This window comes from Bacillus cereus group sp. MYBK139-1 (genome assembly GCF_051916915.1).
GTDB classification, from domain to species: domain Bacteria; phylum Bacillota; class Bacilli; order Bacillales; family Bacillaceae_G; genus Bacillus_A; species Bacillus_A pacificus.
Genome location: NZ_JBQAHO010000002.1, coordinates 337,422 through 359,127, shown reverse-complemented (window position 1 = coordinate 359,127; position 21,706 = coordinate 337,422). Strand labels below are relative to the sequence as shown.

Below are 21,706 nucleotides of genomic sequence, written 5' to 3'. Positions count from 1 at the left end.
AATCATGCTTTTCTCTCATTATTGACGCTTTATAAATTTCGCTAAATCTTTAAATTTCACTTTGTCTGAGTAATTCATTACACCATTTACGTAAATGCGGCTTGTTAGCATATTGACGATAACAATAGTCACCAATAAAATGACTAACGTCACAATAATTTCTACAGTGCCTGCTTCACCAGATACAAGTCTTGAAAAAGTAACCATAGGTGTAAAGAATGGAATATATGAACTAACTATAGCTAATGTACTATTTGGATCAAATAATGATTTAAGACTAATAAAAAATGCCGCCATACCTAACATTGTAATTGGGAACGAAAGAGATTGCACATCCTCAATTTTTGATACAACAGCACCAACCGCTGCATACAGCATTGCGTATAGTAAGTAACCCATAACAAAATACACAAAGAACATACTAATTACTACAGCATCCAATTTAGAAAAATCTAATGTGAGTCCTATTAAGGATGCATTTTCTAAATCTATCCACCCTAATAAATTTGGTACAAGAAAACCAAAGGAAGCAATAACAAGTAATAGTAAAGCACTAGAAACAATTGCTAAAATTTTAGCATGTAGCATTGTTAATGGTTTTACTTTCGGAAGCATTAACTCCATAACACGGGATGATTTTTCAGATGCTACAGTTGTTCCAATTGCAGCACCGAAGATAATAATAAACATATATAAAGCAAACGAGAAAACATAACCAATTCCAAAGGAAGATGCATGATCCTTTACTGCCTCTTGCTTTAACGGAATTTCCATCTGTAACTGCTTTGCTACTTCGGCAGATACATTATTTTTTTCGATCATTACCGCTGTATATTGTTCTTTTAAATAACTCGCCATAAGTGTAGCAGTTGATTGACTTGGAAAACCACTATACATATACATCACTTCTGGAATACCATTCTTTTCTGTAATACGGAATAAACCGTCTAAATCCCCATCTTCCACTTGCTTACGTAGCTCATTAAACTTATCCTTATTTTCTACAATCACTTTAGCAGACGGAAGTAACTTTGTTATATCACTTTCTTGCACTTTATACGTATCGCTTTCTGTTATTACAGCAAATTTATCTTTTCCTTTATCATTATCAGCAGTGAAATGATTAAAGGCAAAAAGGCCAAACACAACTAAAAACAAAATCGCACTCGTAATTAATGATTTTTTAGATAAAAATGCTTCTCTAAAATAAAATGAAAATACATGAGAAAATTTACGCATCGTTATTTCGCCCTCTCTACAAAGATTTCGTTTAACGTCGGCTCTAACATCTTAAATTGTCGTAAGGTAACACCTTGTTCTTGTAATTGTTGTAAAATGTTTAGAGCTTCTGCATCATCTTGTACTCGCACATAAAGAAGGCCTTGTTGTTTTTCATACGATACATGTATAGATTCTAATCCCTTCTCATTCGCTTCTGTATCTTCAATCGTTAAATTACGGAAACCATATTCTTTTTTAATATCACTTAATTGGCCTTTTACGACTGCTTCACCTTTTTTCAAAATACATACATGTTGGCAAAAAGCCTCTACTTGTTCCATGCGATGACTAGATAAAATAATTGTCTTTCCGCTCTGTACTTGTTCTTCAATAATGCTAGCTAACATTCCAGCATTCACTGGATCCAGTCCGCTAAATGGCTCATCTAAAATGAGAAGTTCTGGATTATGAAGAAGAGCAGCAATTAATTGAATTTTTTGCTGGTTCCCTTTTGAAAGCTCTCCTGCTGTTTTAAATTTATATTCTGGTATTGCTAATCGATCTAACCAGTGATCAATAGCAAGATCTACTTCTTTTTTCGTCATGCCTTCTAATCTACCAAAATATCGCAACTGGTCTATTACTCTACTTTTAGTATATAAACCTCTTTCTTCTGGTAAGTATCCTATCGTTACCCCACTAGTCCCAAATGGTTTTCCATCCCATGTAATAGAGCCTTCATTAGGCGTTAATAATCCGAGAAGCATTTTGATTGTCGTTGTTTTTCCTGCACCATTTCGTCCAAGTAATCCTAACACTTCACCTTTTGGTAACGAAATTTGCAAGCCGTTAACTGCTTTTGATTCCCCAAATTGTTTCGTTAAGTTTTGAATTTGTAAACTCAAAGTATAAAGCCTCCCCTTTATTATCATTCATACTCTCTTTCAAAGACTATGTTTATACAAGATAAAATATAGCACTACACTTCATCCTCTTAATATGTAACATCTCCTTAATCCATCATTTGTTCTATTTAGTTAAAATTGTAAATATTATCGCATGATTTGTCAATTATTATTGTCATTTCGACAATTAAACTTGTCAAAATAATTCCCACTATTTTTTCTCATCTTTCTAATATAGGACATACTACTATATATACAAAAGACAATATGCAAATGTTCATACGAAAAATATTATTTTTCGATATATAATATTAACTGATTTTCTAACATCAAGGAGGATACATATGAAGATGAAGAGGGGCATTACCACTTTATTATCTGTAGCGGTTCTATCTACATCGCTTGTAGCATGTTCAGGAACACAAGAGAAAACAGTGGCGAAAGAAGAGAAAGTAAAATTAACAGACCAGCAATTAATGGCTGATTTATGGTATCAAACAGCCGGTGAAACAAAAGCACTGTACTACCAAGGATACAATATCGGTCAATTGAAGCTTGATGCAGCTCTTGCAAAAGGAACGGAGAAAAAACCCGCTATCGTACTTGATTTAGATGAAACTGTTTTAGATAACAGTCCTCATCAAGCAATGAGCGTAAAAACAGGAAAAGGCTATCCGTATAAATGGGATGATTGGATTAATAAGGCTGAAGCTGCTGCCCTTCCAGGTGCAATTGATTTCTTAAAATATACAGAGTCTAAAGGTGTAGATATTTACTACATCTCAAATCGTAAAACAAACCAACTAGATGCAACAATTAAAAACCTTGAGCGTGTAGGCGCTCCTCAAGCAACGAAAGAACATATATTACTACAAGACCCGAAAGAAAAAGGAAAAGAAAAACGCCGTGAACTCGTTTCTCAAACACATGATATCGTCTTATTCTTCGGTGATAACTTGTCTGATTTCACTGGTTTTGACGGAAAGTCTGTAAAGGACCGAAACCAAGCGGTAGCAGATTCAAAAGCACAATTTGGGGAGAAATTTATTATTTTCCCGAATCCAATGTATGGCGATTGGGAAGGTGCTTTATATGATTATGATTTCAAAAAATCAGATGCAGAAAAAGGTAAAATCCGCCATGACAACTTAAAATCATTTGATGCAAAGTAAAGAGGATGGCATTCGCCATCCTCTTTACTTTGCATTCTCTGTTAAAGGCAAGATAAACACTTCCACACGTCTATTCTTTGCCTTTCCTTCTTGTGTATCGTTTGGAGCAATTGAACGGTATTCTCCGTAACCAATCGCACTAAATTTTTCTGGTTGTAATTCTTTATTTTGCAGTAATACTTGCATAAAATTAACTGCCCGCTGCGTACTTAATTCCCAATTCGATGCAAACTGTGCATTGGCAATTGGGACATTATCCGTATGACCGGATACTGTAATTTCACGGGGTGATGCTGAAACAAGTAAGCTAGACATCTCTTTTGCAATCCCTAAAGATTCTAATTTCACATCTGCTTTCCCGGAATCAAACAACACATTCTCTAATATTGTCACCATTAATCCCTTTTCAGTTAATTTAGTTTGAAAAGAAGAGGATAATTGTTTCTCATTAATATATTGATCAATCTTTTTTTGTAATGCTTTCAATTCATCCATTTCTTTTTTTTCTTTGGCTCTAGCTTCTTCTTGTTTTTTTGTTTGTTCTGCCTCAAGGCTACTCGCTGATAATTCCTTTTCATCATTTGGCTTCTGATCACTTAAAAATTCTTTGTTGCCTGTTCCACCGGCTAATTCACTTCGAAAAGCAACAGCCATCTGTTTAAACTTCGCAGCATCTATACTACTCATTGCGAATAAAACGATGAACAATGCAAATAACAACGTTAACATATCAGAATATGGAATTAACCAAGTTTCGTCGATATGCTCATCGTGTTTTTTCTTTTTGCCTCTTCTATTTTTCTTACTCCGCATTGTTTTCTGCTCCTTTTTCTAGCTTTTTACGCTCAGTTGCAGAAAGTGAACCTAAAATGCGGTTCTTCATAATAAACGGATATGTACCTTCTTGTAACATTAATAAACAATCAATGATTAAACGCTTTTTCTCGATTTCAGCTGCAGATTTTTGTTTTAACTTATTTGCAAATGGATGCCATAATACATAACCTGAGAAAATACCAAAAATCGTTGCAATAAACGCACCTGAAATAGCATGTCCTAACTTTTCAATATCTGTTAAATTGCCAAGTGCAGCTACAAGACCGATAACAGCACCTAAAACCCCTAATGTTGGTGCATACGTACCAGCTTGAGAAAAAATTGCCGCTCCTTTTGCATGCCTTTCTTCAATTGCTTCCAATTCGGCTTCTAGAATCTGTTCTAAATCTTCTGCAGATACGCCATCAATCACAAATTTCATACCACGCAAAAGAAATTCATCTTGAATTTTGTCTAATTGCTGCTCTAAAGACAAAATACCGTATTTTCTACTTTCTGATGTCCAATGAACAAACAATTCTAGCAACTGTTCATAACTCAAATCCTTTTTATTTGAACCAAAAAGAACTTTAAATAATTTTGGAACCCTTTTTAGTTGATTCATCGGAAATGCGATACATACTGCAGCAAATGTACCGATAAAAATAATTAATGCTGCGGCAGGATTCAATAAGGCATTTACGTCAGCGCCCTTGACGACCATCCCTACTACCACTGCTACAAATCCTAAAATAAGTCCAATAATTGTTGCAAAATCCATTCCCATTCACTCCTAGTCTATACAAGAAGTTCTTTATTCTCGATAATCGCTACATCTTCTTATGTATATATATTACATAAAAAATTCATTTCATGAAAGATAAGAAATGAATTAAATGAAAAAATACTACAATTTCACACATTTTCTGACATTTTCTTTGCATTTCTATTACGTTACGACTCTTATATTTCTTTTTCAGTAAACTAGACTTATAATAAAAAACGATACACATTTTATTAAGAAAGGACTGTGATTACAAGGCATCATGAAAAAGATAATTATTATTTCTGCCACTACTATTGTAATCGGTATCACTTCTTTCGCTTACTTTAGTTCTAAATCACCACTACAAAATAATGCGAAAGCTGTCGAAAGTCAACAGCATAGTAACCACCAAAAAGAAGAGATTCCTGCTTTTCCAAAAGCTGATCATAATGCAAAGAAGCTAGACAATGATTTTTCCGTTGTAACAAATCCAGAGTCTAATCTTGTATTAGTTAATAAACATCGAAAACTACCAGACGGATACACACCTGAAGACTTAACGAGACCAAACGTACCATTTACTAGTCCAAAAGATAAAGAAAAAACATTGCTGCGCAAAGATGCTGCAGATGCGCTTGAAAGTATGTTTGAAGCGGCAAAGAAAGAAGGACTTGAACTTACAGCTGTATCTGGTTATCGTTCATACAAACGCCAAAAATCATTACATGATACATACGTTAGACGTCAAGGAAAAGCTGAGGCGGATTCAGTAAGTGCCATTCCCGGTACGAGTGAACATCAAACTGGTTTAGCAATGGATATTAGTTCAAAATCTGCTAAATTCCAATTAGAGCCTATTTTTGGAGAGACAAACGAAGGTAAATGGGTTGCAAAGCATGCTCATGAATTTGGCTTTGTCATTCGTTATTTAGAAGATAAAACAGAAACAACAGAATATTCATATGAACCGTGGCACTTGCGCTACGTTGGAAATCCATACGCTACATACATATATAAACATCATTTAACATTAGAAGAGGCGATGGAAGACAAAAAATAAGAGAGCAATTTGCTCTCTTATTTTTCTTTCACTCTATCATTGTATTAGTTTTTTCTTCCACTCTTCAGGCCACGGTTCGCCTCTTCCCGTTTTTTTCGACGCTTGGACCATCATACCACGACCAACTAAGCAAACTTCTCCTTCTGCATTCTTCACCATATAATGCAAATCTAATGAAGAATTCCCAACTGATCCCGCTTTTACATACACCTTCAACTGTTCATCAAAATATATTTGCTTAATAAAATTACATTGTAAATCCGCAACAACAATCATCGTTTCTGAAGATTCATGCGTCCATTCTTGCATAAATCCAAGTTCTTTAAACAATGCGATACGCGCTTCTTCAAAATAGGTAAAGGCAACGACATTATTTACATGTCCAAACATATCTACTTCACCAAAACGAACCTTTACAGGATTGTAAAACGAAAAACCACTTTCCCATTGCTCAAAGTCTTCAATATAAGAAATCCTCTTCATTGTTCCCTCTCCTTTTCACTTCTAAATAAACAGAATAAACAGAAAAATACAGTTATAAATATTGCCCCTTCGAAATGAAGAGGCAATATTTTTTAATAGTTATTGTCGCTACCAAAGAAATCTTTGAACGATTGAATTGTTGTATCACGGTTTAACGCCGCAATTGAAGTTGTTAATGGAATACCCTTTGGACATGATTGCACACAGTTTTGAGAGTTACCACAGTTTGCAAGTCCTCCATCACCCATAATTGCACGTAAGCGATCTGCTTTATGCATTTCACCCGTTGGATGTGAGTTGAATAGACGAGCTTGTGATAACGGAGCTGGTCCAATAAAGTCCGATTTACTATTTACGTTTGGACATGATTCTAAGCAAACACCACATGTCATACATTTTGAAAGCTCATAAGCCCACTGACGTTTCTTCTCAGGCATTCTTGGCCCTGGTCCTAAGTCATACGTACCATCAATTGGAATCCAAGCTTTAACACGTTTTAGAGCATTAAACATGCGACTACGGTCAACTTGTAAGTCACGTACAACCGGGAATGTCTTCATCGGCTTTAAGCGAATTGGTTGTTCTAATTGATCGATAAGCGCTGTACATGATTGACGTGGTTTTCCGTTAATCACCATCGAACATGCACCACATACTTCCTCTAAACAGTTCATATCCCATGCAATCGGCGTTGTTTGATTTCCTTTTGAATCAACAGGATTACGACGAATTTCCATAAGCGCCGAAATAATATTCATATTCGGACGATACGGAATTTCAAACTCTTGGTCAAACGCTTGCGCATCTGGTCCGTCTTGTCTCGTAATGATGAGGCGGATTGTTTTCTCAGACATGTTGTTTATCCCCCTTCTCTTCACTCTTAGCAGCTACATCGTGTTTTGAAGAATAATCACGTTTACGTGGTTTAATTAATGAAATATCCACGTCTTCGTAATGGAATGCCGGTGCATTTCCTTCTCCTTCAAATTTCGCCATCGTAGTTTTTAAGAAGTTTGCATCATCACGATTTGGGAATTCAGGTTTGTAATGCGCCCCACGGCTCTCATTACGGTTATATGCGCCAATTGTAATAACACGTGCTAATTCAAACATATTTGCAAGTTGGCGTGTAAATGAAGCACCTTGGTTGCTCCATCTCGCTGTATCGTTAATGTTAATACGTTTGTAGCGAGCCATTAACTCTTCAATTTTTGCATCTGTTTCTAATAATTTTTTATTTTCACGAACTACTGTAACGTTATCTGTCATCCATTCTCCAAGCTCTTTATGAAGAACATACGCATTTTCATTACCATCGAGCATTAAAATATTGTTAAATTTCTCTGTTTCGATTAATTCATTTTGTTCATAAACAGTAGATGAAACAGCATCTGATGATTTAGAAAGACCTTTCATATATTCAATTGCATTTGGTCCTGCTACCATACCACCGTAAATTGCTGATAATAGTGAGTTCGCACCAAGACGGTTACCACCGTGCATAGAATAATCACACTCACCTGCTGCAAATAAACCTGGAATGCTTGTCATCTGCTTATAATCAACCCATAGCCCGCCCATTGAATAGTGAACAGCTGGGAAGATTTTCATTGGTAGTTTACGAGGGTCGTCACCTGTAAATTTCTCATAGATTTCAATAATTCCACCAAGTTTAATATCTAGTTCTTTCGGATCTTTATGAGAAAGATCTAAGTACACCATGTTTTCACCGTTAATACCTAGTTTTTGCTCTACGCAAACATCAAAGATTTCACGCGTTGCGATATCACGAGGTACAAGGTTTCCGTAAGCCGGATACTTTTCTTCTAAGAAGTACCATGGTTTACCATCTTTATATGTCCAAACACGTCCACCTTCACCACGTGCAGATTCACTCATCAGACGTAATTTATCGTCTCCAGGAATTGCCGTTGGGTGAATTTGAATGAACTCACCGTTTGCATAATATGCGCCTTGTTGATATACAGCAGAAGCTGCTGTACCTGTATTGATAATGGAGTTTGTTGATTTTCCGAAGATGATACCAGGGCCCCCTGTTGCCATAATCACGGCATCAGCTCGGAAACTTCTAATCTCCATAGTTTGTAAGTCTTGTGCAACGATTCCTCGGCACACACCTTCATCATCAACAACAGCTCGTAAGAAATCCCAACCTTCATATTTCGTTACAAGTCCTGCTACTTCGTGACGACGTACTTGCTCATCTAATGCGTATAGTAATTGCTGTCCAGTTGTTGCGCCAGCAAATGCTGTACGGTGATGTTGCGTTCCACCAAAACGACGGAAATCAAGAAGTCCTTCTTCCGTACGGTTGAACATAACACCCATACGGTCCATTAAATGAATGATACCAGGTGCTGCTTCACACATTGCTTTAACTGGTGGTTGGTTCGCTAAGAAGTCCCCACCATAAATTGTATCGTCAAAGTGGATCCATGGAGAATCCCCTTCACCTTTCGTATTTACGGCACCGTTAATTCCACCTTGGGCACATACAGAATGCGAACGTTTTACTGGTACTAAAGAGAACAGTTCAACATTTACTCCTGCTTCCGCCGCTTTAATCGTTGCCATTAAGCCAGCCAAGCCACCGCCGACTACTATAAGTTTCCCTTTCATGCTCTCCCACTCCTTACTGGTTTGCTAGCTGTGGATCGATGAACGCTAATAATGCACTCACACCTACATAAGATAGACCTAAGAAAATAGCTAATGTTACATAAGTAGAGATTCTTTGTGAACGTGGAGATACTGTAATTCCCCAGCTGATGCAGAATGTCCATAGTCCATTTGCAAAGTGGAAAATTGTTGAAACAACACCAACTAAGTAGAATGCAAACATAGCTGGATTGTTTAAAATATCTGCCATCATATCATAGTTTACCTCTTTACCTAACATTGCTTGAATACGAGTTTCCCAGACGTGCCAAGAAATGAAAATCAGTGTAACGATACCTGAAATTCTTTGGAAGACAAACATCCAGTTACGGAAATAACCGTAAGAAACCGCATTGTTCTTAGCTGTAAATGCAATATATAAGCCATATATAGCATGGTACAGTATTGGTAAAAAGATAATGAAAATTTCTAGCGCATACCGGAATGGAAGGAGCTCCATAAAGCCTGCAGCTTTGTTAAAAGCCTCTGCTCCTCGTGTTGCAAAGTTGTTTACAATTAAATGTTGCGTCAAAAAGACACCAACCGGGATGACCCCCATTAATGAGTGCCACTTACGAAACGTATACTCGCGGCCTTTCATGTCCCCATTACCCCCCTTGAATGATTGACTGCTGTTTTCAGATTAGTTTATGGCAATAATGTTTTTTCACTATTGGCATAAGAAAAACTGAAAAAATTATTCGAAATATTTCAGCATAATTTGATACCAAGTTCATTTTACTCCTATTTTTGTCGAAGCGTCAAGAAAACGTATACATAATTTGCATATAATTTGCCAATTCTTTTTTTCTTCTTATATATTCAGATTTTCCCAAAGAAAAATCTGTTTTTATAAATGAGAAATGTTATATAATAATCCCTATAGAAAGAGGGGAATATTGTGAGTAAAAATACAATCGATACAACATCTTTAGAAGATGTTTCATTGAACGCCTTCGCTTACGAATTGCTACGTGAAGAATTACTACCTGATTTAATCGGTAACGATCTAGATGGTATTTTATACTGGTCCGGTAGAAACCTTGCAAGAAAATATCCACTAGACACAATTGAAGAAGTCATTCAGTTCTTTGAAAAAGCTGGCTGGGGCACTTTAAGCATTATTGAACATAAGCGTCGTGAAATGCAGTTCCAACTTAAAGGCACACTCATCGCTGAACGTCAAAAACAAAAAAGACATTCTTCTTATCAATTAGAAGCTGGGTTCATCGCTGAACAAATTCAAAAGCAACGAAACGTCGTTGCAGAGTCCTACGAAGAAAAGAAAAAACGTTCAGACTCTATTACATTTCTTGTAAAATGGGATATAAAAGATCTCATTGAAGTGTAGCATTACCCGCAGTCAACTAGACATATCAGTTTAGTTGACTTTTTGCATTTTCATTCATTTGGATTTATTTTAAATCTTCAGAAATTATACCAAAAAATAGAAGACGTTGTAAACTACAACGTCTTCTTATCCGCTAAATAAGTATAAATCGTCTCTGCGACATTTTTCGGCATACCCGCTTCGACAAATTCTGTTACAGAAGCCTCTTTCATCTTTTTTAGCGATCCGAAATGTTTTAACAATATCTTTTTTCTTTTATCTCCAATTCCAGGAATATCATCTAATGCCGATTGAATGACAGATTTCCCGTGTAATTGACGATGAAATGTAATTGCAAATCGATGCACTTCATCTTGAATGCGCTGCAATAAATAAAATTCTTGGCTATTTCTCTCAAGCATCACAGGTTCAGGTGGATCCCCAATAATTAAATGGGATGTTTTATGTTTGTCATCTTTTACAAGACCTGCCATCGGAATATATAAACCGAGCTCATTTTCTAGAATATCACTTGCAGCCGCCAGATGACCTTTTCCGCCATCAATAATGATTAAATCCGGTAAAGGTAAGTTCTCTTTCAGTGCCCTTGTATAACGGCGTCTCACAACTTCTCTCATAGACTCATAATCATCTGGCCCTTGAACCGTTTTAATTTTATATTTCCTGTATTCTTTCTTAGCTGGTTTCCCATCAATAAAAGCAATCATTGCAGAAACAGGATTTGTGCCTTGAATATTTGAGTTATCAAACGCTTCAATACGATAAGGCGTTTCAATTCCAAGCTGCTTCCCTAAATTCTCCACAGCTTTAATCGTTCGCTCTTCATCGCGCTCAATTAAATAGAATTTCTCTTCCAAGGCAATCTTCGCATTTTTATTTGCCAGTTCTACAAGATCTTTTTTCTTACCACGTTTCGGCTGTGTCGCTTCTACTTCTAAAAAGCGTTCTACTAATTCTGAGTCTATACTTCCTGGAACGACAATTTCCTTCGGCTTAAAATGACTGCTGTTTTCATAAAATTGACCGATAAACGTTAAGAACCCCTCTTCTGGTTCATCGTAGATTGGAAACATAGAAACATCACGTTCGATTAGCTTTCCTTTTCGAACGAAGAAAACTTGAACACACATCCACCCTTTATCCACTGCATACCCAAACACATCACGATCCACTAAATCACTCATAATCATCTTTTGTTTTTCCATAATCGCATCGATATGAGCGATTTGATCACGTAACTCTTTTGCACGTTCAAACTCTAGTTTCTCTGAAGCTTCATACATTTTTGTTTCTAATTCTGAACGAACTTCTTTATGCCCACCATTTAAAAACTTAATAATTTCATCTACAATTTCTTTGTTTTGTTCTTCCGTCACTTCTTTCACACAGGGTGCTAAACATTGACCCATATGATAATATAAACAAACTTTATCGGGCATATTTGAGCACTTACGAAGCGGATACATACGATCTAGCAGTTTTTTCGTTTCATGAGCTGATTGTGCATTCGGATAAGGGCCAAAATACTTTCCCTTATCCTTTTTTACATTTCGCGTAATAAGTAATCGTGGTTGTTTCTCAGCTGTAATTTTAATAAAAGGATATGTTTTATCATCTTTTAATTGAATGTTATATTTTGGATCATGCTTTTTTATTAAGTTCAACTCTAAAATGAGAGCCTCTAGATTTGAGGAGGTTACAATATATTCAAAATCTACAATTTCTCCTACTAGCCGAAGTGTTTTCCCGTCATGCGAACCAGTAAAGTACGAGCGCACTCGATTTTTAAGCACTTTTGCCTTTCCGACATATATAACCGTTCCTTGCTTATCTTTCATTAAATAACAACCAGGTTGATCTGGTAAAATAGCCAATTTTTCTTTTAAATGTTCGTGCACTCGTTACCCTCCATTTCTACATGCTTAGCATTTTTATTTTCACATGAAAACATACTATGCCAAAACACCCAACATACGTTCTTTTATTGTAACGGAAAGGTGTAAAAAAGGAAAATAAAAAAAGCTACCAAATGGTAGCCCTTTTATTTTAGAAGTGTTTAGAAACTAATTCTACTAACGCTTCTTTCGGTTTGTAACCTAACGCTTGATCAACTACTTTACCGTCTTTTAATACGAAAAGAGCTGGAATGCTCATTACTTCGAATTGACGAGCAGTTTCTTGATTTTCATCCACGTCTACTTTTACTACTTTTACTTTTTCGCCTAGTTCTGCATCAATTTCCTCTAATACAGGAGCGATCATTTTACAAGGTCCACACCAAGGTGCCCAGAAATCTAATAATACAACACCTTCGCTAGTTTCAGCTGCGAAGCTTTGGTCATTTGCGTTTACAATTGCCATTTTATTTCCTCCTTCAAGTATATTCTACCAAGAGTATATCATTAACTTATATACGTGGCGAATAATATGTATCGTTATGTATTGTAACAAAAAAGTGTTCCTTTATACTATATAAAAATACGGATTACATACTAAAAAGATGAGAGACAGGGGATCTCTCACCTTTTTCTATATATAGGGGTACTTCACTTGGAACTCAAGGGTACTCAAATCATGAATGTACTTTTAACTTTTTAAACTCTTCTGTTAAAAGAGGTACCACTTCAAATAGATCGCCAACAATACCGTAGTCAGCTACTTTGAAAATACTTGCTTCTGGGTCTTTATTAATCGCAACGATTATTTTTGAGTTAGACATACCAGCTAAATGCTGAATCGCTCCAGAAATACCACATGCAATGTATAAGTCTGGCGTAACAACTTTACCAGTTTGACCAATTTGTAATGAGTAATCGCAATACTCAGCGTCACAAGCACCACGAGATGCTCCAACAGCGCCGCCTAATACGTCAGCTAACTCTTTTAATGGCTTGAATCCTTCTTCACTCTTCACACCGCGTCCGCCAGCGATAATAACTTTTGCTTCAGAAAGATCAACGCCTTCTGCCGTCTTACGGACGACATCTTGAATGATTGTACGTAAGTCTTTCACATCTACTGTAATAGAAGACACGTCACCACTGCGAGACTCATCTTTTTCAAGCGTTGCGATGTTATTTGGACGCACTGTCGCAAATAAGATGCCGTCTGTTACAATCTTCTTCTCAAATGCTTTACCAGAGTAAATTGGACGAGTAAAGATAACATTTCCACCTTCAACTTCTAAAGCAGTTACGTCAGAAACTAGACCAGCTTCAAGCTTCGCTGCTAATTTTGGTGATAAATCTTTACCAAGTGCTGTATGTCCAAATACAATACCTTCTGGATTTTCTTCAGCATATACAGCTAAAAATGCTTGTGCATACCCATCAGATGTATATGATTTTAATTTATCATTTTCAACTGTCACAACGCGATCTGCACCGTAATGAATCAACTCATTTGCAAAAGAGGCAACGCTGTCTCCAACTAGAAGACCTACTACTTCACCGCCTTCTGCAATTGTTTTTGCTGCTGCTACCGCTTCAAATGAAACGTTACGTAGCGATCCATCACGAACTTCACCCATTACTAATACTTTACGAGCCATAGATTTTCCCTCCTGCATATATAATTTCGTATTTTATTAGATTACTTTCGCTTCTGTATGGAGCAACGATACAAGTTCTTTTACTTGATCTTGCAGCTCGCCTTGTAACACTTTTCCTGCATCTTTCTTAGGAGGCAAATAGATTTCAATTGTTTTTGTCTTTGCTTCCACATCATCTTCTTCTAAATCTAAATCATCTAATTCTAATTCTTCTAGTGGCTTTTTCTTCGCTTTCATAATACCTGGAAGCGATGGATAACGTGGTTCATTTAAACCTTGTTGTGCTGTTACTAAAACTGGCAATGAAGTTTCAATCACTTCTGTATCGCCTTCAACATCACGCTCAATCTTCACGTTTTTACCGTCAATTACAAGTTTTGTAATTGTCGTTACATACGGAATATTTAACGCTTCAGCTACACGCGGGCCAACTTGTCCAGATGCACCATCAATTGCAACGTTTCCGCCTAAAATTAAATCTGCATCTTTATCTTTTAAATACTCAGCAAGCACTTTTGCAGTCGTGAACTGGTCACCATTTTCTACATCATCTTCAATATTAATTAATACCGCTTTATCGCAGCCCATCGCTAACGCCGTACGAAGTTCTTTCTCGCTATCTTCGCCACCAACTGTTACGACAGTAACTTCTCCACCTTGTGCGTCTCTTACTTGAATTGCTTCTTCAATTGCATATTCATCGTAAGGGTTGATGATGAATTCCGCTTCGCCATCGTAAATTGCACCGTTTTTAATTACGATTTTTTCTTCTGTATCAAATGTTCGTTTCATGAGTACGTAGATGTTCATTCCATTTACCCCCTTGTTTTTCAGAAAGATTCTATCAATTCTAATTTTCTGTTAATTTATATTAAAAAAATAATTGAACTACCTGCCGCTAAATGAAGGCTTACGTTTTTCTAAAAACGCCGCTACACCTTCTCTTCCATCTTCACTCGTAAATACTTCACCAAAGATTTGAGCTTCGCGTTGTACACCTTCATAATAATGAGACGATTTCGTCGTTTGCAATAACTCTAGTACAGCACGAGTCGTCGCTGGGCTTTTTCCAGCAATCTGTTTTGCAACTTTAAGCGTATCATCTAAAAATGTTTCTTCAGCAAAAACTCCGTTAACTAGTCCCCATTTTAATGCTTCTGCACCAGTAATCGGTGTACTTGTTAACATCATTTCACAAGCTTTTGCTTTCCCAACATAACGCGGTAATCGCTGTGTACCTGCAAATCCAGGAATTAATCCAAGTGTTAATTCAGGTAAACCAAGTTTTGCACTTTCAGTTGCAAAGCGCATGTGGCAAGACATAGCAAACTCAAGGCCGCCGCCAAGTGCCGCTCCATGAATTGCCGCGATAACTGGTTTTGAACATTTTTCAACGCGCTCAAACGTAACTTGTCCAAGCTGCGCTAATTCAGTCGCTTGTTTCGCTTCAGTAACAGATGTAAATTCTTTAATATCTGCTCCCGCCGAGAAGAAGCGCCCTTCACCGTGAATAACAACAACACGAATGTTATCATCCTTCTCCACTTGATCAATTAATTCAGTAACGTCATGCATAACTTGTGAAGACATCGCGTTAGCTGGCGCATGATTTAACGTAGCCACCGCGATATGATCTTCAACTCTTACAGATAGGAATTTCAACATGATCCCTCCCATTATTGACGATAACCACAAGCTGCAATAAGTAGCCCATGTACCGTTTTTGAAAGTGCGACCAGATCATACTTATGATCGCTCATTACCCAATTGGTCACAACTTCATCTACTGTTCCAAAGATCATTTGTCTTGCCACGCGAACATTTAAATCCGCTTGGAATTCACCTTGCTTTATACCTGTCTCTAAAATCTCATCCATAACTTGTAAGTAGCCTTTTAATACTTCATTTATTTTCAGGCGTAAGTCTTGATTGGACTGTCTTAGCTCTAATTGCGTAACGATAGCAAGAGGATCATTTTGCGACAACAGCAAGAAGTGCGTTTCTACCAACATGAATAACTTCGATACAGCGCTTTCAATTCCTGCTGTTTTTTGACGAATTGTTTCGACAAATTCTCCCATCTTCTCTTGGAATAAGGATATTAATATATCTTCTTTATTTTTAAAATATAAATAAATCGTGCCATCAGCTACCCCAGCTTGCTTTGCTATTTTAGAAACTTGCGCTTGGTGGTACCCGTTCTCCGCAATCACAATGACTGCCGCATCAATAATTTGATTGTATTTCGGTCTATTTTTCTTCACTTTACTGTCCCCTTCAAGAAGATGACTGAATGAATAGTCATTCATATTCTTATAATACTGACTATTTAGAAAAGTGTCAATCCTATTTTTTCAAAAAGAAAGGGCCTTAGCCCGTTTGCTCATCCTCATTCTTTCTTTTCTCTTCATCAATTAGGACACGGCGCAAAATTTTTCCGACTGTCGTTTTAGGCAGTTCATCTCTAAACTCATATACTTTCGGCACTTTATAGGCCGCTAAATATTTACGAGCAAACTGATTTAATTCTTCCTCAGAACACTCCGTACCTTCTTTTAACACAATAAACGCTTTAACTGTCTCTCCTCGGTATGGATCGGGAACTCCAATCGTCACTACTTCTTGCACTTTTTCATGCTCATATAATACTTCTTCTACTTCACGAGGATACACATTAAATCCACTCGCAACAATCATATCTTTCTTACGATCTTTCACATAGAAAAAGCCATCTTCATCCATGTAGCCAACGTCCCCTGTATGGAGCCATCCATCTTGCAGTACAGCTGCTGTTTCTTCTGGCTTATTCCAATACCCTTTCATAATTTGAGGACCTTTTACAACAATTTCACCGATTTCTCCCGGTGGTAATGCCTCACCAGTTTCAAGCGACATAATCATTGCTTCTGTATCTGGCCACGGAACTCCAATGCTACCTGGCACTCGCTTTTCCCATAAAAAATTACTATGTGTAACTGGAGATGATTCTGTTAAACCATATCCCTCTACTAGTTTGCCCCCTGTAACTGTTTCGAACTTTTCCTGTACTTCTACTGGCAGTGGTGCTGATCCACTAATACAAGCACGAATAGAAGATATATCGTATTCTTTTAAAAGCGGGCTATTTAAAAGAGCGATATAAATAGTTGGTGCCCCTGGAAATAATGTCACTTTATGCTTCTTAATCGCTTCAAAAACCATTTTCATATCAAATTTTGGAATAAGAACCATTTTATATCCTTGCATAATACTTAAATTCATGACAGCCGTCATGCCGTACACGTGGAAAAATGGAAGAACCCCAAGAACGACTTCTTCTCCTTCTTTGCAATTATATAACCATTGAACTCCCATCAAAGTGTTAGAAACGAGGTTTTTATGCGTTAACATAACGCCTTTCGGAAATCCGGTTGTTCCTCCTGTGTACTGTAAAAGAGCTAGATCATTTTCAGGATCACAAGGCACTTCAACATCCGTATTCACTTCTTTTTCTACTGAATTCCAAAGATGAATCGTTTCACTCTCTGATACTTTCACAACTAAATTCGACTGTTTTTTCTGCACAAATGGATACAATAGATTTTTAGGGAAGGGTAAAAAGTCCGCAATACGCGTTACGATAATATGCTCAATTTTTGTAGCAGATTGAACATTCGTTACTCTTGGAAATACTAAATCGAGGCAAAGAATTACTTTTGCTCCCGAGTCATGAAGCTGATATTCTAATTCTCTTTCTGTATATAGTGGATTTGTTTGTACTACGATACCTCCTGCAAGTAATGTACCGTAATAACCAATTACAGCTTGCGGACAGTTCGGCAACATAATAGCAACTCGATCACCCTTTTCCACACCGAGCTTTTGAAGATAATTTGCAAACCTCTTCACCTTATCATGAAAGTCTGAAAATGTAATATTCTTCCCTAAAAAGTGAAGCGCTTTCTTTTCTGGGTAGCGAGAAGCCATCTGTTCTACATATTTATGAAGCGGCTGAATATCATAAGAAATCGTACTTGGAATTTCCTCTGGATAATTTTTCAACCATGGTTTTTCCACCTTCATTCCCCCTTCGAATACATAAAAAATAAATGAATGTTCATTCATGAGGTTGTTTTCATTATATTATAGTCACCACAACGTTACAATCATAATATTCTGACTTTTACATAACTATGCTTTACTTCATTAACTTCTTATTATATGTATAAACTCTCCTAATCTAAAAAAGTAAGAGAGTTATTATTTAGCTTAATCTTATTATCGTTAACACAGCTCCTGGTGTAGTTGTTGATAGTGTTGCAACAGCTAACACGCCAAATAGTTGCAAACTAATGGCATCTCCTGCTGCAAGAGTTGTAATAATTGTTGCGCTAAATGATGTCGTTGCTAACGCAGGAGCATTGATCGTTCCAGCAAGTGGTGCTCCATTAATTGTAATCCGTGAACTGACTAATAATGAAGCCGTTATATTAATCGTATATGAAATATAATAATTCCCAGCATTTGCAACCGTAAATACTGTATTTCCACCAGAAACAGTAATTCCGGGACCAATGTTTTGATTATTTGGAAGCGGGACATTCGTTCCACCAAGAAGTACTGATATCGCTGTTCCTGACGTATTATTTGCAAATGCATATGTCGCCGTGATACTTGTACCTGTAGCTCCGGTTGCCCCCGTTGAGCCTGTTGGACCTGTTGGACCTGTTGAGCCCGTTATTCCTGTCGCCCCGGTTGGACCTGTTGTTCCTGTTATTCCTGTCGCTCCCGTTGGACCCGTTGATCCTGTTATTCCTGTCGCTCCTGTTGGGCCCGTTGCTCCCGTTATTCCTGTTACTCCGGTTGGGCCTGTTGCTCCCGTTACTCCCGTCACTCCGGTTGGACCCGTTGCTCCCGTTATTCCTGTCGCTCCCGTTGGACCCGTTGATCCTGTTATTCCTGTCGCTCCTGTTGGGCCCGTTATTCCTGTCGCTCCCGTTATTCCTGTCGCTCCCGTTGGACCTGTTGCCCCCGTTATTCCCGTCGCTCCCGTTGGACCTGTTGCCCCCGTTATTCCCGTCGCTCCTGTTGATCCTGTTGATCCTGTTGATCCTGTTGATCCTGTTATTCCCGTCGCCCCGGTTGATCCCGTTATTCCCGTCGCTCCCGTTGGACCTGTTGCCCCCGTTATTCCCGTCGCTCCTGTTGATCCTGTTGATCCTGTTATTCCCGTCGCCCCGGTTGATCCCGTTATTCCCGTCGCTCCCGTTGGACCTGTTGCCCCCGTTATTCCCGTCGCTCCCGTTGGACCTGTTGCCCCCGTTATTCCTGTTACTCCGGTTGGGCCTGTTGATCCTGTCGCTCCCGTTGGACCTGTTGCCCCCGTTATTCCTGTTACTCCGGTTGGGCCTGTTGCTCCCGTTACTCCCGTCACTCCGGTTGCTCCGGTTGGGCCTGTCGCTCCCGTTGGACCCGTTGCTCCCGTCGGACCGGTTGGGCCTAGCTTAGGCACTGTCCCATCGCAACTAAAACAACAAGAATCAACATGTACACCATTTTGATTATTACACTCACAATACCCATTTATATTATTGCGCCATGAAGACATGTTGATCCCTTCCTTCAAATTCAATCTTTTAAGTATAAGCAACAAATAAAAAACACCTATCAAATAACCCAGAATAACTTTACTCCGTACATTCTAATAATTATTACATGCGATTCTTACCCCTTTTGCTTGTACTTTTGCCTTCTTACTCAACCGAAATTCTTTTTCTTAATAAAACAGCTTGATGTTCTCGTACTTGGAGCACCTTATTTCTTATAGTTGATGAGGGAGAGTGGGAAGAAAGTTAATAAAAAAGAGGCTTCTTGTTAGGAGTCTTCTTTTTTATTTGTTCTTATAGGCCAAAAGGAAACTATCTTTTTTTCACGAATGTAACCTATGAACATAACTAGGAGGGATAACTATGTACCAAACAATTGAAGGCTTCTTGCAATCATGGACATACGAGACTGAGTCTACTCAAAAAATGCTCGATGTACTAACAGATGAATCTTTGTCACAAGAAATCGCACCTGGGCACTGGACGTTAGGAAAAGTCGCTTGGCATATCGTGACGGCAATTCCTGTTATACTATCTGGCACAGGGCTAAAGTTTGAAGGAGAAACAAAAGATTATCCTGTTCCAACTTCTGCAAAAACAATTGCAGCTGAATACCGTAAAGTAAACGCGGCTTTTGTTGAAACACTTCAAAGTAAATGGACTGATAAAGACTTAGCTACTATTAATGACTTCTTCGGTCGTCCTATGCCAAATTCTATATTTTTAATGACACTTATTAATCATCAAAATCATCACCGCGGACAAATGACCGTTTTAATGCGTCAAGCTGGCTTAACAGTTCCTGGCGTGTATGGTCCCGCAAAAGAAGAATGGGCTGCCGCTGGAATGGAAGCACCTAAAATGTAACAACAAAAAAAGACAAGGTGTTTACACATCTTGTCTTTTTCTGTAACTTGTTTCATGTGAAACTATTTTTTTAAAATGGTTGTTTTATGGAAAAGATAGGTTAAAATGAATACATACTATAAAGAGGAGTAACCAAATTGAATACAAAGAATAAAAAATAGCTCTGGGAACTATTTTATTAACTTCTATTATTGGAGTTATTAGTGTATCTCTTTATTTCACCTATTATGGTACCCCTTGGGGAAAACAAGCAGCAATTACGGAATCAAAAGAGTATATTACAAAATATTTTAATCTAGATGCAGAAGTCAAAAACACTTCTTACGATGCTAAAATGAATAGCTATGCAATCGCCTTTGAAACAAATAAAGATGGAGAGTTTACTATCGAATATAAAAGTCCTAATAACTTTAATATTTCTCCAGGAGTACAAGCGTATTTAAGCAAACACTCCAAATTTACAGAGTAGTAACGAAGCATACATATACAAAAAAGAGTTGGTGTAACGCCAACTCTTTTTTTATTTATTCTTATCAGACTGTTATATCTTCCTTCTCTATATTTTTAATTCCGTAATATGCAATCACAACTCCAATTGCTGCCAATGCTAGTTGAAGGGGAAGAAAAGTTGCCGTTGAAAACATTGGGGTGTTATTAATTACAATTGATACAACGATAATTGATGAAACAATTGTAGTTGGCACTGAACGTTTACGCATTCCGAAATATAGTGGAATTAAACTTATTCCCGCAGCTGCAACGGCTAAAGGAACAAGGTTTATCCCTTCTTGCATCAATTGATCTACTGTGAATGAATGAGGAAGAATTGAAAAATAGCTATCTATCCCAAAGAAAACTCCTACTACTAAAATATTAGATAAAATAACTGTTATAAATGTTAATGTTGCTGTAATAACCAACTTACTAACCATCATTTTCTTTCGGTTAATTGGATAAGAAAACATAAGTAGTATTGTTTTGTTTTTATATTCACCAATTATTAACCTTGCGATTAACACACTACCAAAAATAATAAATGTTGCTCTTACTAATGTACTAGCCATTAACAAAACCATCTGTGGATCTCTTATTTCTGGATCGCCTTCTATTTGAGAAACGATGCTCGTAAAGATCAGTAATGCCAATATAGCGATATTTGCAATAATCGCTCCCCTTACATACCATCCAAGCTTAAACTTCTTCATTTCTAGCTTCATAAGACGTAGCATAATAGTCCTCCTTTCATTTACA

General features: G+C 37.4%; 22 protein-coding genes. 5 read left to right on the top strand and 17 right to left on the bottom strand.

The window, feature by feature from the left end:
• Positions 1 to 18 precede the first annotated feature (18 nt).
• Both ACTFRS_RS12970 and ACTFRS_RS12965 read right to left on the bottom strand, forming a co-directional pair.
• Positions 19 to 1,239: an ABC transporter permease gene (locus ACTFRS_RS12970; RefSeq protein WP_033691284.1), complete on the bottom strand. Its 1,221-nt coding sequence runs from the start codon at positions 1,237 to 1,239 to the stop codon at positions 19 to 21.
• Between the two features lie 2 nt (positions 1,240 to 1,241).
• Complete coding sequence (locus ACTFRS_RS12965; RefSeq protein ID WP_033691285.1) at positions 1,242 to 2,126, bottom strand: ABC transporter ATP-binding protein; 885 nt, start codon at positions 2,124 to 2,126, stop codon at positions 1,242 to 1,244.
• A 344-nt stretch (positions 2,127 to 2,470) separates the two neighbouring features.
• Here ACTFRS_RS12965 and ACTFRS_RS12960 point away from each other — a divergent pair, with 344 nt between their 5' ends.
• The gene (locus ACTFRS_RS12960) at positions 2,471 to 3,298 is read left to right on the top strand and encodes a 5'-nucleotidase, lipoprotein e(P4) family (protein WP_242294159.1); all 828 of its coding nucleotides are present in this window, start codon (positions 2,471 to 2,473) and stop codon (positions 3,296 to 3,298) included.
• 24 nt (positions 3,299 to 3,322) lie between these two features.
• Here ACTFRS_RS12960 and motB read toward each other — a convergent pair whose 3' ends face one another.
• Both motB and motA read right to left on the bottom strand, forming a co-directional pair.
• A complete protein-coding gene (gene motB / locus ACTFRS_RS12955) occupies positions 3,323 to 4,111 on the bottom strand; it encodes a flagellar motor protein MotB (protein WP_087954168.1) in 789 nt (262 codons plus the stop codon).
• Entirely contained in the window at positions 4,101 to 4,895 is a 795-nt protein-coding gene (gene motA, locus ACTFRS_RS12950) for a flagellar motor stator protein MotA (protein ID WP_087954167.1), read from the bottom strand. The genes motB and motA overlap by 11 nt, the downstream gene beginning before the upstream one ends.
• Positions 4,896 to 5,160: 265 nt before the next feature.
• Between motA and ACTFRS_RS12945 the strand changes: the two genes are divergently transcribed.
• Complete coding sequence (locus tag ACTFRS_RS12945) at positions 5,161 to 5,940, top strand: M15 family metallopeptidase (RefSeq protein ID WP_000720209.1); 780 nt, start codon at positions 5,161 to 5,163, stop codon at positions 5,938 to 5,940.
• Positions 5,941 to 5,976: 36 nt separating this feature from the next.
• Here ACTFRS_RS12945 and ACTFRS_RS12940 read toward each other — a convergent pair whose 3' ends face one another.
• The 4 genes from ACTFRS_RS12940 to sdhC form a co-directional block, all read right to left on the bottom strand.
• The gene (locus tag ACTFRS_RS12940) at positions 5,977 to 6,423 is read right to left on the bottom strand and encodes an acyl-CoA thioesterase (protein WP_000822739.1); all 447 of its coding nucleotides are present in this window, start codon (positions 6,421 to 6,423) and stop codon (positions 5,977 to 5,979) included.
• 92 nt (positions 6,424 to 6,515) lie between these two features.
• Complete coding sequence (sdhB, locus tag ACTFRS_RS12935) at positions 6,516 to 7,277, bottom strand: succinate dehydrogenase iron-sulfur subunit (RefSeq protein ID WP_001291827.1); 762 nt, start codon at positions 7,275 to 7,277, stop codon at positions 6,516 to 6,518.
• A complete protein-coding gene (gene sdhA / locus ACTFRS_RS12930) occupies positions 7,270 to 9,063 on the bottom strand; it encodes a succinate dehydrogenase flavoprotein subunit (RefSeq protein WP_139866494.1) in 1,794 nt (597 codons plus the stop codon). The genes sdhB and sdhA overlap by 8 nt, the downstream gene beginning before the upstream one ends.
• Before the next feature lie 13 nt (positions 9,064 to 9,076).
• On the bottom strand, positions 9,077 to 9,703 hold the full coding sequence (gene sdhC / locus ACTFRS_RS12925; RefSeq protein ID WP_000678354.1) for a succinate dehydrogenase cytochrome B558: 627 nt from the start codon (positions 9,701 to 9,703) through the stop codon (positions 9,077 to 9,079).
• A 300-nt stretch (positions 9,704 to 10,003) separates the two neighbouring features.
• Here sdhC and ACTFRS_RS12920 point away from each other — a divergent pair, with 300 nt between their 5' ends.
• Positions 10,004 to 10,453, top strand: a complete 450-nt coding sequence (locus ACTFRS_RS12920) for a YslB family protein (protein ID WP_000042220.1) — start codon at positions 10,004 to 10,006, stop codon at positions 10,451 to 10,453.
• A gap of 113 nt (positions 10,454 to 10,566) precedes the next feature.
• On the opposite strand, the gene uvrC is transcribed toward ACTFRS_RS12920, so the two are convergent.
• From uvrC to ACTFRS_RS12880, 8 genes are all read right to left on the bottom strand, one after another.
• Positions 10,567 to 12,351 carry an excinuclease ABC subunit C gene (uvrC, locus tag ACTFRS_RS12915; RefSeq protein ID WP_000544276.1) on the bottom strand — a complete coding sequence of 595 codons (1,785 nt, stop codon included), beginning with the start codon at positions 12,349 to 12,351 and terminating at the stop codon, positions 10,567 to 10,569.
• Positions 12,352 to 12,499: 148 nt separating this feature from the next.
• Positions 12,500 to 12,814, bottom strand: coding sequence for a thioredoxin (gene trxA / locus ACTFRS_RS12910; protein WP_001018943.1), 315 nt, complete (start codon positions 12,812 to 12,814; stop codon positions 12,500 to 12,502).
• A 211-nt stretch (positions 12,815 to 13,025) separates the two neighbouring features.
• The gene (gene etfA / locus ACTFRS_RS12905) at positions 13,026 to 14,003 is read right to left on the bottom strand and encodes an electron transfer flavoprotein subunit alpha (RefSeq protein ID WP_000101965.1); all 978 of its coding nucleotides are present in this window, start codon (positions 14,001 to 14,003) and stop codon (positions 13,026 to 13,028) included.
• Positions 14,004 to 14,039: 36 nt separating this feature from the next.
• Positions 14,040 to 14,813, bottom strand: a complete 774-nt coding sequence (gene etfB / locus ACTFRS_RS12900) for an electron transfer flavoprotein subunit beta (RefSeq protein WP_074615408.1) — start codon at positions 14,811 to 14,813, stop codon at positions 14,040 to 14,042.
• 78 nt (positions 14,814 to 14,891) lie between these two features.
• Complete coding sequence (locus ACTFRS_RS12895) at positions 14,892 to 15,668, bottom strand: enoyl-CoA hydratase (RefSeq protein WP_000911295.1); 777 nt, start codon at positions 15,666 to 15,668, stop codon at positions 14,892 to 14,894.
• An 11-nt stretch (positions 15,669 to 15,679) separates the two neighbouring features.
• Positions 15,680 to 16,267: a TetR/AcrR family transcriptional regulator gene (locus ACTFRS_RS12890; protein WP_000742223.1), complete on the bottom strand. Its 588-nt coding sequence runs from the start codon at positions 16,265 to 16,267 to the stop codon at positions 15,680 to 15,682.
• A gap of 106 nt (positions 16,268 to 16,373) precedes the next feature.
• Positions 16,374 to 18,059, bottom strand: coding sequence for a long-chain-fatty-acid--CoA ligase (locus tag ACTFRS_RS12885; RefSeq protein ID WP_139303026.1), 1,686 nt, complete (start codon positions 18,057 to 18,059; stop codon positions 16,374 to 16,376).
• A 187-nt stretch (positions 18,060 to 18,246) separates the two neighbouring features.
• A complete protein-coding gene (locus tag ACTFRS_RS12880; protein ID WP_406846484.1) occupies positions 18,247 to 19,590 on the bottom strand; it encodes a BclA C-terminal domain-containing protein in 1,344 nt (447 codons plus the stop codon).
• A gap of 361 nt (positions 19,591 to 19,951) precedes the next feature.
• On the opposite strand from ACTFRS_RS12880, the gene ACTFRS_RS12875 reads away from it, so the two are divergent.
• Together ACTFRS_RS12875 and ACTFRS_RS12870 are read left to right on the top strand one after the other, a co-directional pair.
• Complete coding sequence (locus ACTFRS_RS12875) at positions 19,952 to 20,455, top strand: DinB family protein (RefSeq protein ID WP_318157563.1); 504 nt, start codon at positions 19,952 to 19,954, stop codon at positions 20,453 to 20,455.
• Positions 20,456 to 20,618: 163 nt separating this feature from the next.
• On the top strand, positions 20,619 to 20,924 hold the full coding sequence (locus ACTFRS_RS12870; protein WP_318160428.1) for a YfjL-like protein: 306 nt from the start codon (positions 20,619 to 20,621) through the stop codon (positions 20,922 to 20,924).
• 64 nt (positions 20,925 to 20,988) lie between these two features.
• Here ACTFRS_RS12870 and ACTFRS_RS12865 read toward each other — a convergent pair whose 3' ends face one another.
• Positions 20,989 to 21,684, bottom strand: coding sequence for an ABC transporter permease (locus tag ACTFRS_RS12865; protein WP_139866488.1), 696 nt, complete (start codon positions 21,682 to 21,684; stop codon positions 20,989 to 20,991).
• Positions 21,685 to 21,706 lie beyond the last annotated feature (22 nt).

Excerpts from the sequence above, each read along its gene's own strand:
- ACTFRS_RS12970 (WP_033691284.1), bottom strand. The coding sequence starts at position 1,239 with ATGCGTAAATTTTCTCATGTATTTTCATTTTATTTTAGAGAAGCATTT.
- ACTFRS_RS12960 (WP_242294159.1), top strand. The coding sequence starts at position 2,471 with ATGAAGATGAAGAGGGGCATTACCACTTTATTATCTGTAGCGGTTCTA.
- motB (WP_087954168.1), bottom strand. The coding sequence starts at position 4,111 with ATGCGGAGTAAGAAAAATAGAAGAGGCAAAAAGAAAAAACACGATGAG.
- motA (WP_087954167.1), bottom strand. The coding sequence starts at position 4,895 with ATGGATTTTGCAACAATTATTGGACTTATTTTAGGATTTGTAGCAGTG.
- ACTFRS_RS12945 (WP_000720209.1), top strand. The coding sequence starts at position 5,161 with ATGAAAAAGATAATTATTATTTCTGCCACTACTATTGTAATCGGTATC.
- ACTFRS_RS12940 (WP_000822739.1), bottom strand. The coding sequence starts at position 6,423 with ATGAAGAGGATTTCTTATATTGAAGACTTTGAGCAATGGGAAAGTGGT.
- sdhB (WP_001291827.1), bottom strand. The coding sequence starts at position 7,277 with ATGTCTGAGAAAACAATCCGCCTCATCATTACGAGACAAGACGGACCA.
- sdhA (WP_139866494.1), bottom strand. The coding sequence starts at position 9,063 with ATGAAAGGGAAACTTATAGTAGTCGGCGGTGGCTTGGCTGGCTTAATG.
- sdhC (WP_000678354.1), bottom strand. The coding sequence starts at position 9,703 with ATGAAAGGCCGCGAGTATACGTTTCGTAAGTGGCACTCATTAATGGGG.
- trxA (WP_001018943.1), bottom strand. The coding sequence starts at position 12,814 with ATGGCAATTGTAAACGCAAATGACCAAAGCTTCGCAGCTGAAACTAGC.
- etfA (WP_000101965.1), bottom strand. The coding sequence starts at position 14,003 with ATGGCTCGTAAAGTATTAGTAATGGGTGAAGTTCGTGATGGATCGCTA.
- etfB (WP_074615408.1), bottom strand. The coding sequence starts at position 14,813 with ATGAACATCTACGTACTCATGAAACGAACATTTGATACAGAAGAAAAA.
- ACTFRS_RS12895 (WP_000911295.1), bottom strand. The coding sequence starts at position 15,668 with ATGTTGAAATTCCTATCTGTAAGAGTTGAAGATCATATCGCGGTGGCT.
- ACTFRS_RS12880 (WP_406846484.1), bottom strand. The coding sequence starts at position 19,590 with ATGTCTTCATGGCGCAATAATATAAATGGGTATTGTGAGTGTAATAAT.
- ACTFRS_RS12875 (WP_318157563.1), top strand. The coding sequence starts at position 19,952 with ATGTACCAAACAATTGAAGGCTTCTTGCAATCATGGACATACGAGACT.
- ACTFRS_RS12865 (WP_139866488.1), bottom strand. The coding sequence starts at position 21,684 with ATGCTACGTCTTATGAAGCTAGAAATGAAGAAGTTTAAGCTTGGATGG.